Origin of the sequence: Halocola ammonii, assembly GCF_049334165.1 — a bacterium.
Taxonomy (GTDB): Bacteria; Bacteroidota; Bacteroidia; order Flavobacteriales_D; family Sanyastnellaceae; genus JBEGHD01.
In genome coordinates this window covers 35,879-52,913 of the sequence record NZ_JBEGHD010000014.1, presented here as the reverse complement: position 1 = coordinate 52,913, position 17,035 = coordinate 35,879, and the positions used below count along the sequence as shown (strand labels likewise).

The window sequence follows — 17,035 nt, the reverse complement described above, 5'->3', positions numbered from 1 at the left end:
TGTTCCCCTCTCCTTTTGTCTCGACTCCGCTCGACAACCGTCAATCGCGCGTTGGCCGATTCTCGAGCGCGGTTCTTGAGCCGGGTCGATAGAGAGTCGAGAGATGTGTAAAGAAATAGTTGAAAATTAGCGTTCAATTTACAATCAGGATTAAATCAATAATCGATTTCACTTAATTTTTTAGAAGCTGCAATTTACAAGAGTAAGGATTTGATAGCGATTGATTATTCTTTCAACCCTGCTAAACTTTTGAACTGCTCTGATCAAAGTCAGACACATTGTTTCTCAAAATATCCAAAATTCGAGAGTAGATGATATTGGAAAGGTTCCAGTTGTAGCCTTTGATACTGGTAGGTCCGGAAAACTGAATGACCACTGCATCTATGTCTGGATGGTATCTGGCGATGCTCTGATAACCGGGAACCAATCCGGTGTGCCCGAATTTATAAATGGAGGAGTAAATCTCTTCCTCATTATTGTTGAACAGTTTCCCTTCGTTGAGGGCTCTGATAAACTTCGCCAGGTCTTCGGCAGTGCTAATCATGCCGACATTGTCGTACTTCAGGTCGTGAGGATAGCCTTCATGATAACCGCTCATGACAAGGTTGGTGTCGACATCATCTAAGTACTGGTAGGTGTTTTTCAGCTCCAGTGGATCGAGAATTTCAACTTTCACGAATTCAAAATAGTTGTAGCCCAAAGCCCTGTCCATGAGTTCGCGGAGCAACAAGTAGTTCGTGTTGCTGTACTCGTAGTTTTCACCAGGTTTGAAGTTTGCTGGAAGACCCAAAACCAGATTCAGTTTCCCCTGATAAGTTTCTTCAGGCGAGGCCCAATAATTTTCAGTGTCGGTATAATTCGGAATTCCGCTTCTGTGCTCAACCAGCATTTTTATGGTGATGCGATCTGCATACTCGATTTCCCCTTCGAGTTCAGGGAAATGTCGTGAAAGTTTGTCGTCAATAGAGATCGTACCACGAGCGGCCAGTTTTGCAATTGTCACGGCCACGTAAAGTTTACTGATGCTTGCTATTTTGAACAGAGCATCTGGCTTCGCAGGTATTTTATTCTCTCTATCGTGCCAGCCAGCGGCATACTGCTCGGTGCCATTTCCAGCTCGATCCACGTAAACGATCATTCCAGAAAACCCCAGCTCGATTCCCTGATTAAGTTGTTCCTGAACCGTATCGGGTAGTGGCAAAATCCACGCTTTCACTAAAAGCCAGGGGACGAAAAACAGGGAGACTACAGCTCCTAGCAATAAGGCTATTCTGATAATGGACCTGGTTGTTTTTTTCATCTTCATCAAAAAAATTGGGTCATCTAAAAGTACATTATCGGAACCGATACCCTACATTAAGTTGAAAGGCAAGGTTCAATCCGAGTTCATCGAAAAAATCGTTTGTGGCAAAGCTAGGGTAGGGGATTTCAGATTTTTTGCTGTACGTGAAGATTCCGAGACTGATATTGGTTCCGAGGTAAATGTCATTAAATGCATTGATTTGAAAGCCATAACCTCAGTTTAGGAAAAGATAGTGGTAAGCAATGAAATAGTAGGTTGGAAGTTTTTCATATCGTAAGTATTAATGCAGCACTTTTCTAATTCATGATCTCCTTCTCAATAAATCTATTCTGCGCCTCATTTTGAACGTGTTTAGAATTTTCAAATAATCTACTTTCCTTCAGTGACGGGAATATTTTAGTTGCTCGTTTAATCATTTTTTTGCCAGGGAAAAGAATGTCCTTTTTGGCTGCGAAAAGAGTTATCGGAGTTGAAATCTTTTCTGCCTTTTTCGAATCAATAACCGGCACTGGTGTGAAATCCATTTGAAACTCAGGAATCACTTTTTGAAGGAATGCCAATGCAAACTCATCCCTTTCGGTGAAAAGGTTGGATAAAAACTTTTCTACTTGTTGCGTCTTTCTCGATTTCATAAATCTTTTCATTGGAATAAAGACTTTGAACAATGCTTTTAAGGGGTTGCCATTCACAATGTAGGCTGGGGCTGACAAGTACACCTCCTTTATTTTGCTTTCATCATATTCCAGCGTTTTTAAAATTACCAGTCCACCGAAGGAAAAACCCGCCATGGTTACCGACTCAAGATTGAGCTTGTCAATTATTTCATTCATCCATTTTCCATAGGAATCGTCTTTCATGCTGGGTCTCGTTTCTGCGCTTTTATTGGGCTGCGCAATAACGTCTACAGCGTAAACCCTGAACTTCCGACTCAGATTAGGGTAGGTTTCCAGTGCTACGGGTGCGCAGCCATTGGAGCCGTGCACAATGATAATCGGTGGATTCAATGGATTTCCTGTAGCTATGATGTTTGTTTTGCCAAAGCTTGTCTCAACTTTCAGATATTCAAAGTCTATATTGAGTTCATCTAGTTTTTGGTTGTAGAGACATAAGATTTCGTTTTTGCCCTGTTGCGATTTGAATAGTGATTTCATGATAATTTGATTGAAGTGAAGGCTAAGAATGAGAAACGGTTATAATGACATTACCTCGCTTATGACCTAGCTCCACATAATTATGAGCTTCAGCCATTCTCTCCAGTGGAAACACTTTATCGATAACAGGTTTTAGTTTGCCACTTTCTACTAGTTCTCTGAGTTTTAAAAATGCTCTTTTGGGAGTTTTTGGAACCCCGTTGTCGATGGATAGATACTTGCCACCATCAGCAAGTGCACCTTTGCTCTTTTCCTTTAGGGTGGATGTCTTACTTTTCCCAACCGCGTCTATCACATATTTATATGTGCCCAATTTATCTTCTGCATTTGCAGCGGTATAGTCAATAACCTTGTCTGAGCCTAAAGAGCGGACCAGTTCAATGTTTCTCCCGCTGCAAATGCTGGTTACTTGAGCTCCAGCATTTTTGGCAAGTTGCAAAGCTGCGGTTCCAATGCTTCCAGATGCTCCATAAATAAGCACTTCATCTCCTTTTTTCATTTCAGTCTGATTTATCAGGTGAGAGGCTAATAACCCTCCATAAGGAATAGCAGCAGCTTCTTCAAAACTCACGTTCTTAGGCTTGGCAGAGATGTTCCAATCCTGCGGCAAGCAGATAAACTCTGCATATGATCCAAAGCGATGTTTCATAGATGAAACAGAACCGTAAGCAAAAACTTCATCTCCAAGATTAAATGAAGTAACCTTTGCACCTTTACCTAAAACCACACCCGATGACACCATTCCCAAAATTGGATTTCTTGGTTTGCCAAAACCAAAGATGAGTTGAAGTATTAATTTGGGAATTGGAGGCTCGTTTAGCTTCCGAATAAGTACATCACTTGTTGTAACTGAAGTGGCTTTTATTTTTATCAGCACCTCATTGGCTTTGGGTGATGGCTTTTCAAAACTATCCATCACAAGGTTTTCAGGACCTCCATATTTTAAGCATCTTATCGCTTTCATATTATATTTTTTAGTTTTCTGAAGGCTCCAGAAAATAGGGTTATCTCTGTCAAAAACAGGATCTTGAAGAGAGGGTGCCTTCTGTGCGAGCTTTGACAGATCATTCAACTTTAATAGCCTGACAGACCAGGAACTGTACGTCCTGACTTGTCAGGCTATTTTTTAAAAATTCACTCCTACGTAAATATTTGGCTCAAAAAGAAAGTAATCTCTCCACTTATTGTCCAACTGCTCGAATCCATCAGGAGCATTGTTGTCAAACATCCAGTGCTGACAGTGGACCTGAGGTTCTATGAAAATTCGTTTTTTCTTGCCAAATGCAATATGGTAGCCCAAATGATAGGAATTATAGACCTTAAAACCATTACCGATTTTATTTCCATCCAGATCCAAATAGGTTTGAAACTGCGGTAAAACTTCAACAGTTCCAAATAGACCTTTCCATAGCATACGTTGATACGTTATACCTACTCCTGTTTCTCGAACGTGTCCTGGGTAGAATTCACTTTCTGTTTCTAAAACATCCAAAAGACCGTCCCACCATGTGATTCCCATTGGTTGAAACAATCGCCATGTGGCAAATTTCACACCTATGATATTTTTATTATCCAGATTGCGTTTTACATGGAGTTCAATCATTTGTGTGTTTTGTCTATCATTCCAAGAATCCCCGATAGGATCTGTGACAATAAAATAAGGTAAACTCACCCTCCACTTATGGGCTACTTCAGGATCTTTATCATCCGATGAGCTAGTTTGGGCAAAAGCACTTAGGGTGCAAAAAATTAGAAGAGTTGTAATTAAATTTTTCATGATAATTAATTTTTACTTTTAAAATTCAGATTTTTAAAAAGCAGCTCTCCTTTTGTTATTTGTTTTGGTTAAGGAGATAGGAAGTATCAACTGATGATATTTTCCCTGCCATATCGTTTTGACAATGCAAAGATGAAGTGGAAAAGAAGTTGAATCGTCCTGAAATGAAATTCCGAACTTAAAAGTGAGATTTGGAACTTTTTGAGCAGGCCTAAATTTGATTAGACTTCAGCCAGGCTTTAGGTGTCATCCCTTCGTTTTTCTTAAAGAAAGAGTTGAATACTGTTTTAGAATTAAAACCGCTGTCGTAGGCTAGCGCTAAAAGAGTAAGGTGGCTATTGGCAGGATTTAAAGCATTTTCTTTGAAGTTCTCCAAACGAAAACTATTGACATATTCATTGAAGTTTTGGTCAATTCGTTCATTGATCAGCCAGGAAAGCTTGTTGCTACTAATATTCACGTTTCCTGCGACCTCGCGTAGAGATAAAGATGGATTTTGAAACCATCTATCTTCTTTCATTCCTTTGCCAACCATCTCTAAAACCATCTCTATTTCAGTATCTGACATCATGGCTTTAGGAGGAGCAATTCGTATTTGCTTTTCGGGAATGCGAGGTATTAATTCTTCCCGGAAAGCAACTTGTACTAAATCCTGGAACCTCTGATATTGGTGTAAAGGTTTAAGCAGCGGAATATTCATAAAGTTTATGATCTGACCGGTTCGCATCCTGATGTTTTCCTCCAAAAAATCCAACGCCATTTCGTGTTTTTCTAGATGGACCAACAAAAAAAGTTGCCAGGGAAAAAGCGCTGCCCCTATTTCTTCTTTTATCATCAAGCCCACCTTACTGATATCAATATCGACCTTGTCTTTCGGGTTGACCAACTTGTACAATATTCTACATTCTTCTGGTCTTTCTGCCAAAGGAGTTTTATCCAAGAAATCATTTAGCTTTTCGTAATCTCGTGTAAGAATTAAACAAAGTTGTTTTAACGCGATGGAATGTGTAAAATCTGGATTGATGCCCAATGAAGTCTCTATGCATTCGAGAGCTTTCGGGTAATCCTCGTTTAAATAATGAATGTTAGCTTTGGTAAAATAATGGTTGTGGGATAGGGGGTTTATTTTCAGTATGTTATTAGTGTGCCAGAGCGCTTTTTCAAAATACCCTACTGCTGTATACAATTCGATTAATCCTTCTTCTGCTTCAGTGTAAGATGGATTAAGAGCTAATGCTTTTTGAAAATATTTCTGCCCATTGATGAAATCCCAGTGTCCCCAAAAGGACAATGTAGCTTTACAAAAATCACCTACATAGGATCTCTTATCAAGATTAAAACCTTTATTGAGTTTCTCTGCTGACAGCTGCAACAAATCTTTATTATTACCCCACGATCCGGCCATGGCATAACAGTAGGCCAAACCAAAATAAGGCAATGCAAATGAGGGATCAATCGATACACATTGTTCATAGAGTCCTATGGCATTTTCGATTCCTGGTCCATCCCACATTAAATGCTGATAGCGACCTTTAAGATAAAGGTTGTATGCCTCCAGATTTTGAGTGGGCTTTTCAATTAAATGTTTCTGGATATTGAGGTGGCCAAAATTTTCCCGAATCTGGTCAGCAATGCGTAAACTTATTTCGTCTTGAACTGCGAATATGTCTTCCAACTCCCGATCGAAATTCTTTGACCAGAAGTGTGTGCCATCATCAGTACTGATTAGCTGTACTGTGATGCGAACTCTGTTCTCAGCTTTCCGGACGCTTCCTTCCAAAACAGTGCTTACCCCCAGTTGATCACCGATGGTTCGCACGTCTATGTTTTTGTTCTTAAAGGCAAAAGAGGACGTTCGGGCAATTACTTTCAAGCCTTTCACTGTGGTCAGGGCGTTGATTATTTCTTCCGTAATTCCATCGCTAAAGTATTCGTTATCAGGGTCAGAACTCATATTGACAAAAGGGAGAACTACAATGGACTTATTGGATGATGATATGGACACCTGGTTGCTCATCTTCTGAGATACTTTAACTGGCTTTTGCTTGCTGATACTGGTTTTTCAATGATTATCTCTTAGTTGGCTACAACGCCTCCTGGCCAGGGTAGGTCCGCCAGTCCAAAGTTTTATTTGACTACAATATCTTCAATAATAGCGTTCAGTCCGCAATTGCTCTATCAATTGTTTTTGCCAGTTATGGCAACAGACCCGAAAAACAGCAAGCCCAGGCCGGCAAGAATCAATGCGATCCCAAAAATTCGATTTGTCCTGCTACTCTGCGACATTATCTTCCAGTTCCAGTAAAAGGTGTTTGCAGGCATTGTCTGTACATCTGCTAATTTGGAGTTTACCGCCTGTTATTTTTTCTCTGATCTTGTGCATTGTTACTGCTTTTCCGCCAATCACAATGCAGGTCATTTCATTTACATGCTTCTCTGTGTAGTCTGCTAAACGCGCTGAAGCAGGTTCCGTCATGCTCAATAGCAGTTTTATTCTTTTGTCTTCCTGTTCGATGCTATCGGGCTTTTGCGAAAGAGTCAGAGGAACAAAGTCCGAAGTGTCGACTTCTATGAATCGCGGTTGGTCTGTTGTGTTTTCATCCAGAAAGTCGTGACTGTAACGAATCACCTTACCTTCAGTGGCATGAGCTGAGGCCGAATCTTGCCAGGTGTTCAAAATCAGATAGAATCCATCGGCTATTTTCTCCTTTTCCGAAGACGTGTTTTGAAAGCTGACAGATTGCACTTCCTTTTTTTCAGTTTCTTCACTCGTAGATTGATGATTGTTCTCACATCCAAATAAAATGGTAGTGAAGCAGAACAAGAGAGCGATTAGATATCTCATTTTGACTTGTTTCGATTTGTGTTTTGAAAGAAGCTCACAAATTAGCAAAAACCTGATTCCATTTCTTACAGAATGTTTGGCAGCAGACAGAGCCAGCAATTTATCGGATGGAACTTATGGCTTTACTGCTGAAAAAGTTCTCGCCTTCCAGTAGTCATCCGGTTCTGGAATTCCCTTCACATTGAAGTCGTGGAGCCAGTAGCCGCTCAGACTGTCACCTTCGACCGAAAGATACAAATCCAGAAACATGGGCGTGACGGCAATCAGGTGAATAGTGTCGCTGGGCGTATTCGCCAAGATCACCGGAAAAGACTTTTTCTTTCTGCTGCGCTTGAAAGTGAGTTGGCCGGTTAAGATGCCATCCTCGTCAGTCCTCAGGCTCAATTTTCCGCGACTTCTGCGATCTCTCAAAGAAGTGGTTTTAATTTTCCACTCGCCAGCAATCTCCTGCTGTGCCTGATTTTGTTTATCGGTTTTGTCCTTTTCGTGAAGAAAGATTTCCGGGATGTTTTGAGCTTCTCTTTCATTGAAAAAAATGTGATCGCCCGTGTTGCTCAAAAAGGCAAATACTAGTTTTTCATCGGGGTAGATCACAAGGTGTCCTCTGGCTGAACTCATGCTGCCTCCGTGATAAACGATCGGAGTGCCGAGTCGGCTTTCGCCCGTTTCCCAACCCAGTCCGTAGTGGGTTTCCGAGCCGTCTGCCAGTTGTTGAGATTCAAACAACTGATCGACTGTCTCTTCGCTGAGGTAGTCCTTAGTGAGCAAAGCATTTCCCAGCTTCACCAAATCTTCAGCTGTGGAGAGGTAGCCTCCACCGGCATACATGAAACTTCGATTGTCTTCCGGAGCTAAAACGCGTCCCTGTTTTTTGTCGTGGATGTAGAATTTGGTAACGTTTTCAGGTTGATTGTTCGGATAATCGAATGCCGTGTTTTCCATTCCGAGCTCGCTCCACGTCTTTTCCATGATTTCGAAGAAACTGTTGCCAGAAGCTTTTTCCATTACCGCGCTCAAAAGCACCCAGCCGAAGCTAGAGTAGAGGTAGTCGGTGCCAGGTTCAAAAAGCAGTTCGTCATCCTGAAAGCGTTCCAGGGAAGCGGATACAGTGGGGTAGTGAGTTGAATTAATTGTTGGGTCGTCTGCCGTGTAGTGCCTGATTCCCGAGGTGGAAGCTGCAAGCTGTCTCACCGTGATGGGAAATTCTTTCTCTGGAAAGTCGGGGAGGTAGTGGCGGACGTTTTTGTCGAGGTCGATTTCGTCACGCTCGACCATTTTTGCCAGCGCCACCGAAGTGAGCGACTTGGAAATGCTGGCGATGCGAAATTTGGTGGTAGGAGTAGCCGGTGTTTCGCGCTCGAGATCGCTTTGTCCAAAAGCTTCGGACCACACCAGCGAACCGTTTATCGAGACTGCAACCTGCACGCCAGGCGTTTGTGTTTGCTTTTTGTGCTGTTCGATTAAAAACCTGGCTTTGCTAATGGCTTCGGTGTAATCCTGAGCGAAATTGATTTGAAAGCTAAAAGCTGCAAGAACGACTAAAACTGCTTTTTTCATGGGACCCAAGACCGATTTTTGGTTAAAAGTTTTGCGAGGCTAAACTAACTCAACCGGCCAACTCTGGCAAGGCGAGTCTTTTTGATGTTGTTGAATTGGAGTAGGGAGATGGGGCATATTAAATGGATGTCGTGTTTGGATCGATTTAGCGCTTCCACCTTATTTTTACAGCAGAAATTTTTTCGAGTTCAAGCCTTTCGTTTTTCAATTCCTCAAAATCATTTTTCAAATAAAAACCCAGAGGAGATTTATAAAATTCGCCATTCTGCTTTCTGTCGTTGTTGTGATCTATTACCCAGCCATTTAACTCGTCTTCTTTTTCTTTAGCACGATTTAGAAGCTTGGTCCCGAGTCCTTTTCCCTGAAGAGTGGAGTCCAGAATAATTGCAAACCATTTTTCTCCATTGCGAATGAAATCAAAGTACCAACCACGCACTATTCCGTTATTGTCTTCCAGTAAGACATGTGATTGATTGGTCAAGTTTTTCAGGTAATCATCAAACTCATCGACAGATTTGTAAGCCAGTTTTTCGGGGTACTCGTTATTCCAAAGCCTGAAGACTTCCTTTTTCTCGATTTCTGATAAGTATTTTAATGCTTTGAATTTCATTGGGGACTAATCGCTTCAGCAATGCTTTTTCCGTCTCTTTACATGAAATTTCGAAGAGTTTGATTGATGGTTTTACAAGGCAGCGATTGTTGTATGCCGCTTCTAATCATTTAATAATTCAATGACTTCTTCAAGTATTTCATTTATCAGACCTCGCTTGTCTCTTTCAAGCACATAAACAGCAATGGACGTTTTTAATTCAGGGAAATACAAAACTCGTGTGCCCCAAAAACCTCCGTGCCCAAAAGCATTCAACCCATCATAACTGTAAGAACTCAGACCGAAATAATAACGGCTTGGTTCAGAATCTCTCGTTGGGATTTCGGTATAAATTAAATTTAGAACTGCAGTGTCTTTGATTATTTCATTGTTGAATAGCCCGTAAGCAAATGATGCTAAATCGTGAGTAGTGCTGGCAATCCCTCCTCCTCCATATAGATCAACTGAAATATCCAACTCATTCGAATCCCAGTTGTATTCACTCCAATATTGATGAACTAATGCTTTAGTGCCTTTTGGCTTCCCTTCGAGAGTCGGAAACCAGGTGTTGTCAATACCCAATGATTCATAGCGAAGAAGCTCTCTCATTGCAGTATAGAAAGGTTGTTCGGTTATGTTTTCAATTATTTCTGTTAACAAGAGATAATTGGCGTCAGAGTAACTAAAAACTGTTTCGGGTTTCCCGAGCGGTGGACCAACTTTTATGGTCAGTGCCAATTGCTCATCACGAGTCCATCGATGCTTCTTGTTGACATTGATAGAATCAATATAGGCCTGATTGGCATAGTCTTCAATCCCGCTTGTATGAGACAACAAGTGCTTCACCATAATGGAATCCAGATTATAACCACCCTCAATGAATAAACTTCTCGTTTTAGGTGTTAGCAGATTTTTGATAGGTTGGTCGATTGATAATTTTCCATTTTCAACCAATCTTAAAATCGTAGCTGAAACATATGTTTTTGTATTACTGGCGATTAGTGCAGGTTGGTCTGGTTCTAAATTAGTTTTATCTGTCGTATTGGTATATCCAATTGCTCCGCTCCACGAGATATTTCGTTCGGGAGATTTTACACTGATCATGATTCTAACGGAGCTTTGGTTTGAAGCATAAATTGAATCAATTATTGCTTGAATATTCGATTCTACAGATTGAGCACTCACTGAATTATTGAGAAGTAGAATACCTATCAATAAAATTTTGAAAACCTTCTTCATGTGGTTGTTTCTTTAAGTAGCATAAAACATTTTGTCTATCCTGCGTGCCCCTGGAATGATGGGAAGAATACCTTGTTAGTGGCAGTTTTATTTATCTATTCCAAATTCAAGTTGTTGCTTGTATTCATCTTCATCAAAATAGCCTTTTGATTCTTGAATCAATCCCTGGTTTATAACCCACTCTTCAAAACCACTAATTTTAACTTTATTACCCGTTCCATTGGGTGCGTCATTTGTTCCAGTCAGTGTCCAATAGAATCGAGTTTTGTCCGATTTGGTTATTAGACTGTCCAAGGACACCACCATGTCCGGAAAAGCATCCATAAAACCTTTCACAACATTTGTTATCGCTTCAGTACCCACTGCTGGTTCCCCATCATTCACCTGAAGAAATCCATCCTCAGCGAAAAAAGAAGATACAAAACTGGGTCTTTGGCTACACCATACCTGAGCGTAGCTTCTGGCAAAAACTTCCAAATCAAATTTTTTCAACTCTTCTGGTAAGCGCGTGTTTGTGAACGAGATGTTAATGAATTTCCATTCACCATCTTCCTTGATTAGTGTGAAATTGTCGATGTTATTTGTCCTTGGAACACCGAAAGTATGTAGGGTCGCATCAGCCCAAACAAAAGCGATTTGTCCTTTATTTATAAGGATTTTGTATTCATTCACAGGTTCGTAAAAAGGCTTCCTTTCTCGGTGTTTTTGTGATTCAAAATATTCACCAATTGTGATAACGGAATTTTCCGAGACTCCATCTCGAACTACCGCACTTCCCATGTTGGCCTTGTCTGAAATGATGGAATCCAAAGTTTGAAAATCAGAATTACCCACAGCAAACAAGAGCTTTTCTACAAGGGTGATTAGCTCTAGTTCCTCAGTATTCCAGGCCTTTTCCTTTTGAGCATCTAAATTCTTTTCAATTTTAGTTGAACTGGATTGACAGCTAAAAAAGAAGCAAGCAACAATTACAAGAGGAAATATTGCAATACGCATTGTCTTATTCATAATGGGATTTTTTTGTTGTTGACAACGATCTTTTCTAACTACAGTACTTTACAGTGGTGTTTTAAAGTCAGGAAGTTAAACTATTTAGAGAAGCAGAACCGAAACAAACTGGAATTGTGGTTATAGTTCATGCTGAAAAGCCGAAATAAGGTCAGATTGCCAGGGCTTTCATTTTAGCCCCTGTGTTTGAGATTGTTCTGAGCTATCGTAAAGTTTGAATAAAAGCTAGAGATATGAACTTCAGAGATGTAAATGCTCAGGAGATTCCAAGTAGCCTCGCGAAGTTGACCACAACCCAACAGCCCAACACCAACTACAATGACATAAAAGAGTATAGAAAAATATTATTTATTACTTTTAGAGCAAGCTGAGGGCTTTACATAGGAGGAGGTGTTGTGCTTTCGTTATTTTTTAACTCTTCATTAATTTGTTGAATAATTATGGATGTCTCAGTTTTTATCCTTTTTAAATTGGCCATAGCACTTTCTTCATTCATTTTTTTGTAGAACATAGCTATCTCTATTGACCAAATTATCATTTCCAAATTTTCTTCAACTCCCAGCTTGTCACGTAGTAATGGCTGATTTTTAATTCTGTTTTGAAAATGAGGTTGAGAACCATAAATTCCTGCATTTTCAATTCTATCAAAATAGTTGGTGTTCCATTGTTTATTATTTTCGACAAGATAGTCTTGGTTTCTTTTAAGTTCAATTAGTTTTTTTTGTAAGGCTGATGGAATTAATTTGATTTCACCTGTATTTTCCAATGACTCTATTGTGCTGTTCTCGAAGCGTAAAGTAGTGGTTATAAAATCCAATTTATTTTGGTTATCCAAAACATCATTCATCGTAAGATTTGGTGTCTTATATGTATCTATATAATCATTGTAAAGCGTTATGCCATAAATCAACTCTTTCATTTTATTATCAATGAGAATTGAATCTGTTTTTAGATCCTCGAGTAGGTTCAAATAGTTAGTTGTTTTAATAGATTCAACCTTTCTGTTTTCATTCCAATTATTTATTTGAAGTGCTATTAGAATTCCAATAACTACAAGTACAATTTCACCAACTGCATATTTGAGATATTTTCCAATTTTGCCTTCTGAAAGTGAATTTTGCCGAATCTTTCTAAAGAATTTTATCATTGTTCAATGGTTGGTCATAATGAAGCACAAGGTCCCGTGTATGTGGCGTGGCGGGCTTTTGACCGACATGAACACATATACATTGTTAGTAGTTTGGCTTCTTTTTTTATTTAATTATTTCATTTTTCGTTATCCAAAGTTCGTGTCCAATTGTATCGCTTCGACTTCGGTATCTAAACAATGCTTTTTCGTCTCGATATTTCGATTTTTTGAGAATTCCGAATTCGTAATATTCTTCATCTCCTCTTGGAACTCTTACATCAGAAAAAAAAATTGTGTCGTTTTTGATTTCGTAATTTCCTCTTGCTTCACTTACTCCAAAACATACACTTCTTTCTGTAAACTTATTATTTGATTTCAACTTGAAGGTTGTCATACAATTTGCAGCTCCTTCTCTTTGGGCTATGAATAAATCTTCACCTTCTAATCTGTCAAAATTTATTATTCCGTTCGGCTTCAAAAAAATTAATCCTAAACTAATCGTCATTATTCCAATTAGCCAATTTCGGTTTCGATTTGAAAATTTTTCTTTAAACCCTTTACCGATTTGAATTAGACACTTTATGGTTAAGACTAAAAATACAATTGCCAAAAAAATGAAAATTGGGAAAGCCAAAATTCCCATTTTCCCTTCCCAAAAGTGATTTAAGTTTACTATTAGGAAAAAGACGATTGTTGTTATTATCAGACCTTTATTCTTCAATAGTTTTATTTTTTCTTGCTGACCGTTAACGGCCCTGGCTAAGAAACGTGCGGGATTTGGAATACGTTTCTGTCCACCGAGAACCAAGTTTTATTTTGTGTACTAAATTTCATTTTACCTTTTCAGCCCGCATGTTTTCTTAGCCTTTGTTGGCAAGCGTTTTTATTTTTCATTGTGTTTGAAATAGGCACCCCACATGGCTAATAGTCCACCGATACTCGCAATGAGAACACCTTTGATCCTTCCACCATCAAAATAGACATATACAATGAAGCCAAGTACAATAACGGATGAAATAACAAGAACTGGTAATGCCCACTTTTTCTCATAAAAGGATGTCAGCTTCTTTGGTTTTCCAGTTGTTTCTAATGTCTCCAGTTTGGTTTTATTTTCCTTAAGACTTGCTCGATCTTTACTTTTATCGGTAATATCTTTTTTTCCATCGTGATCTGAATTGACATCGCCTAAAATCCTTTTTTCCGTAACTCGGTATTTTTCTTTACTTCTTATGCTATCAGAATAGTATGTGTTGTTGTACTCAGTCGGGAGTTTTTTGATAAACAGATCGAAGTCTTTACAGAAGAGTTCCAACTGTTCATTTGAACAGAATATATCATTTGAATATACAGTGATGTCAAATCCATTTCTCAAGTTAAGTTTCAATTGAGTGTCTCTTCCTAATTGGTATTTGTAAGATTCAATTTCTGAGACTATGACAGTGGTTTCATTATTACCCTTTTTAATGATGATGTAATCTTCATTTAAGATTATTTTCCCATCAATTTTTAAGAGTCTTTTTAATGAAAAATAGAAGATTAAGAGCCAAATTCCAATAATTACAAACAGAATGTAATCTCGATCATCAATAAATTTTAGTTCAGCAACAAATATGATTCCAGTGATCGATAACGCAATGAAAGCAAACAACATTACCCATAGATGCCAACGGTAGTATGTGTCGAATATGTATTCTTTCATTGTTCTTCAAATGCTTGCCAACAATTGCTAAAGAGACATGTCTCTTTATGCAACAATGTGTGTTGCTTGTTTAATTCTTTGTTATTCAGCAGGTAGGTCTGCTTATGAGTGAGGTTTTCGATATGATTTTTTGCAAATCTCCATTTTTCACAAGGCTTAATCTTTATCTGCTTCGACCAATTTAGGGCTTTTCGAACTTTCTTAAAAATAGGAGAGAAGAGGTTGGTGGTAACCTTGAAAGCAGGCAAACAAAAAAAAGGACAACAGCCAATAGCCGTGTCCCTTTGATTTTTATAAAAATTGGTTGGTTTAGCTGATGGCCTGTTTGTAGCGGCCGTAGAAATACATCGGCAGGAAGCCGAAGTTGAGTAGGCCGATGCCAAACACGAGCATAATCGAAGCTCCGGGCCAGTGTTGCAGTTTGAACAAAAGTCCGGTGGTGATGAGGGACACAGCGATGTATCCCAGGATGAACATGGTCTTTTTCATGATGATCTCCTTTTTTTGGTTTATGAATAAAATGGTTTCTCTTTGGGTGCGTTGCAGTCCGTCATCGCCAAATGCCGCAAGGGCTTGTTGGTAGGCTTCCTCAAAACTCATTTCCTTCTCTCGCTCAATGGCACAACAGATGTGATCTACCAGGCTGTCGGCCAACTCGTTCATGGTGACTCCTTTTTTGTGGATGTCGCTGTATATCCGCTCTATTTGGTTTTCGGTCAATTCCATCACATTGCGGTTTTGGTTTTCAAAATGCTTCCCACCGTTGCCAGGAAGTCGGTCAGCTCGCTAACTTTCTGAGCTGCTGTGGAGTTGCCGGAGCTCGTGAGCGAGTAATACTTCCGCACGCGCTTGCCGATGTACTCCTTTTCGGTGGTCAAAATGCCATCGGCCTCCAGCTTGTGCAAGGTGGGGTAGAGGGCGCCTTCCGTGATTTCGATCTTTCCTTGTGAAAGTTCCTTCACTCGCTGCGTAATTTCGTAGCCGTACATCCTGTCGTTGTCTTCCAACAATTTAAGAATGATCGGCTTCAGCGTTCCTTTTATGAGTTCTTTTGAATACATATGACGAATATACATAAATAACTTATGTATTTAAAGAATTATTGTTGAAGGCGAATTTTTTTTTCGCAAAAGAAGCCGCCCCGAATAAAGATAGCCTTCCTTTTTGTCTGTGAGCCCGGGTAGAGCTGCCTCATCGATAGGTAGACCTTATATTTTCCCGATGATCAATTTCTTGTGCTTTTTGAATTCGTCTACTCCGGTGTTTGGATTTAATTCAAGCAAATAATCGTAAATCGTTAATTCGTATTCTCTGCTTCTGGCATACACTTTATCGGTCGTGTAGTACGGGGAGCCTTCTTCTTCCTCTTTTGCCATTAGCTCATAGTAACGATTCAAGAAGCCTGCGGATCTGTTTTGAAGATAATTGACATAAGAAGTTGAATCGCTGTATCTCTTCATCAGATCCAGTTTCTCTATTTCATAAAGGTAATCACGGGCCAATTCACCCCTGGAGTATGAGCTGTCCTCTAAAGCTGGCTCAGCTAACTGAAGGTACTTCAGTGCTTTGTGGTAGTTTTCTTTTTGTTCTACTTTTTCATTTGTGTAGTAGTATGCAGCTATCGAGGTGTAGATTCGTGTCTTCAGCTCTTCATCTGGGGAGCAGTCCAGCGCAGCGAGAAAGTCTTTGAGCCCTTTTTCAGCCCGGCCTGTGAAGTAATAAAATTGGCCTCGTTTGTAGAGAAAGTCAGATTTATTTGGGGTATCGACAAACACACTTAAGCCATTTGGAATTAAACCCAGCGAGTTGATATCCGAGTTGATAAGATCGGTCAAATCAGCGATTAACTGGTTTTGATTATTCAGGAGAAAACTACCTAACTTACTGGCTGGGTTATATTTCTTTCTCTTCTCAAATTGACACATGTGGCAAGGTTGGTAGTTTTCCAGCAAGGTATCTGCTACGTACTGATAAAACTGATTTGAATGGGTTAAATAATCTTTCAGGTTACTGGTCGGTTTGGTTTGTACCTCAAAGTATGGCGTAAATAGTATGTCCAGCCGCACCCATCTGTAAAAAAGATTGTCTGGATACGTGATCACAGAATCTTGGGCTTCATTGAAATAACGCAACCTGTGCTCCAAATCCGGATCGCCAGGTTGGGCGAAAGTGTATGCTGGCATTAAGCAAAGAGGAAGAGCAAGAGCAGCAAGAACAGCAAGTGTACTTTTCATTGTGTGAATTTGCTATGGTTGTACACCTTGGATCGGTCTTCGTTCAACGGCACTCGCTATGGTGCATTCTTTAGTGCGCGATAGCTTTCGTTGGCAATTCGTTATTTTTCTTTCTCACATTCAGGAACATGTCCTGAAAAGTCAGCATGAATGACTTCGAACCAGCACAGTCCTTGATTTCTTTCAACTAGAATAGTCCATCTCAATCCCTTTTTACAATCTTCAAGCAAATAATAGTCTTTTTGTCCAGTTAGTTTCTCATTTTCCCAATTCTCGTCCATATCTATAATTAGGAGAGTCCTGGCATCTTCCGGAAGGATACTTGATAAGCTGTAATTCAAAATAAATGAGTCAAGTGTCTGATCGGGCATATTGTACTTCAGTAGCTTTCCATATTCTACTCCAGCAGAGAATTCCATGAGCCTTGAATCTGGTGGGATTTGTATTCCAGTCTCATCTTCCATCCAGGAAGCTACCGCATTTTGATAGTCCAATTGCTGTGTC

Annotated in this window: 17 protein-coding genes; all 17 read right to left on the bottom strand. The window is 39.7% G+C overall.

Going from position 1 to position 17,035, the window contains the following annotated elements; genetic code table 11:
- Positions 1-241: 241 nt before the first annotated feature.
- A complete protein-coding gene (locus ABHV44_RS13715; protein WP_459075275.1) occupies positions 242-1,300 on the bottom strand; it encodes a serine hydrolase domain-containing protein in 1,059 nt (352 codons plus the stop codon).
- Positions 1,301-1,599: 299 nt separating this feature from the next.
- Entirely contained in the window at positions 1,600-2,454 is an 855-nt protein-coding gene (locus tag ABHV44_RS13710; RefSeq protein ID WP_459075274.1) for an alpha/beta fold hydrolase, read from the bottom strand.
- A 22-nt stretch (positions 2,455-2,476) separates the two neighbouring features.
- A complete protein-coding gene (locus tag ABHV44_RS13705; RefSeq protein WP_459075273.1) occupies positions 2,477-3,418 on the bottom strand; it encodes an NAD(P)-dependent alcohol dehydrogenase in 942 nt (313 codons plus the stop codon).
- Between the two features lie 162 nt (positions 3,419-3,580).
- Positions 3,581-4,231: a hypothetical protein gene (locus ABHV44_RS13700; RefSeq protein WP_459075272.1), complete on the bottom strand. Its 651-nt coding sequence runs from the start codon at positions 4,229-4,231 to the stop codon at positions 3,581-3,583.
- Positions 4,232-4,442: 211 nt separating this feature from the next.
- Positions 4,443-6,248 carry a helix-turn-helix domain-containing protein gene (locus ABHV44_RS13695; protein WP_459075271.1) on the bottom strand — a complete coding sequence of 602 codons (1,806 nt, stop codon included), beginning with the start codon at positions 6,246-6,248 and terminating at the stop codon, positions 4,443-4,445.
- A 255-nt stretch (positions 6,249-6,503) separates the two neighbouring features.
- Entirely contained in the window at positions 6,504-7,076 is a 573-nt protein-coding gene (locus ABHV44_RS13690; protein ID WP_459075270.1) for a hypothetical protein, read from the bottom strand.
- Positions 7,077-7,190: 114 nt separating this feature from the next.
- On the bottom strand, positions 7,191-8,633 hold the full coding sequence (locus ABHV44_RS13685) for a serine hydrolase domain-containing protein (RefSeq protein WP_459075269.1): 1,443 nt from the start codon (positions 8,631-8,633) through the stop codon (positions 7,191-7,193).
- A gap of 145 nt (positions 8,634-8,778) precedes the next feature.
- Positions 8,779-9,243 carry a GNAT family N-acetyltransferase gene (locus tag ABHV44_RS13680; RefSeq protein ID WP_459075268.1) on the bottom strand — a complete coding sequence of 155 codons (465 nt, stop codon included), beginning with the start codon at positions 9,241-9,243 and terminating at the stop codon, positions 8,779-8,781.
- Positions 9,244-9,345: 102 nt separating this feature from the next.
- Entirely contained in the window at positions 9,346-10,461 is a 1,116-nt protein-coding gene (locus ABHV44_RS13675; RefSeq protein ID WP_459075267.1) for a serine hydrolase domain-containing protein, read from the bottom strand.
- A gap of 87 nt (positions 10,462-10,548) precedes the next feature.
- Positions 10,549-11,469: an ester cyclase gene (locus ABHV44_RS13670; RefSeq protein ID WP_459075266.1), complete on the bottom strand. Its 921-nt coding sequence runs from the start codon at positions 11,467-11,469 to the stop codon at positions 10,549-10,551.
- A gap of 376 nt (positions 11,470-11,845) precedes the next feature.
- Positions 11,846-12,616: a DUF6090 family protein gene (locus ABHV44_RS13665; protein ID WP_459075265.1), complete on the bottom strand. Its 771-nt coding sequence runs from the start codon at positions 12,614-12,616 to the stop codon at positions 11,846-11,848.
- A gap of 106 nt (positions 12,617-12,722) precedes the next feature.
- Positions 12,723-13,406, bottom strand: a complete 684-nt coding sequence (locus tag ABHV44_RS13660; RefSeq protein WP_459075264.1) for a hypothetical protein — start codon at positions 13,404-13,406, stop codon at positions 12,723-12,725.
- A 75-nt stretch (positions 13,407-13,481) separates the two neighbouring features.
- On the bottom strand, positions 13,482-14,297 hold the full coding sequence (locus tag ABHV44_RS13655; protein ID WP_459075263.1) for a hypothetical protein: 816 nt from the start codon (positions 14,295-14,297) through the stop codon (positions 13,482-13,484).
- Between the two features lie 309 nt (positions 14,298-14,606).
- On the bottom strand, positions 14,607-15,023 hold the full coding sequence (locus ABHV44_RS13650; RefSeq protein ID WP_459075262.1) for a GldL-related protein: 417 nt from the start codon (positions 15,021-15,023) through the stop codon (positions 14,607-14,609).
- Positions 15,023-15,358 (bottom strand): PadR family transcriptional regulator, encoded by a 336-nt coding sequence (locus tag ABHV44_RS13645; protein ID WP_459075261.1) that lies wholly within the window; start codon positions 15,356-15,358, stop codon positions 15,023-15,025. The genes ABHV44_RS13650 and ABHV44_RS13645 overlap by 1 nt, the downstream gene beginning before the upstream one ends.
- 147 nt (positions 15,359-15,505) lie before the next feature.
- The gene (locus tag ABHV44_RS13640) at positions 15,506-16,531 is read right to left on the bottom strand and encodes a hypothetical protein (protein ID WP_459075260.1); all 1,026 of its coding nucleotides are present in this window, start codon (positions 16,529-16,531) and stop codon (positions 15,506-15,508) included.
- Between the two features lie 101 nt (positions 16,532-16,632).
- A complete protein-coding gene (locus tag ABHV44_RS13635; protein WP_459075259.1) occupies positions 16,633-17,025 on the bottom strand; it encodes a hypothetical protein in 393 nt (130 codons plus the stop codon).
- Between the last annotated feature and the right edge of the window lie 10 nt (positions 17,026-17,035).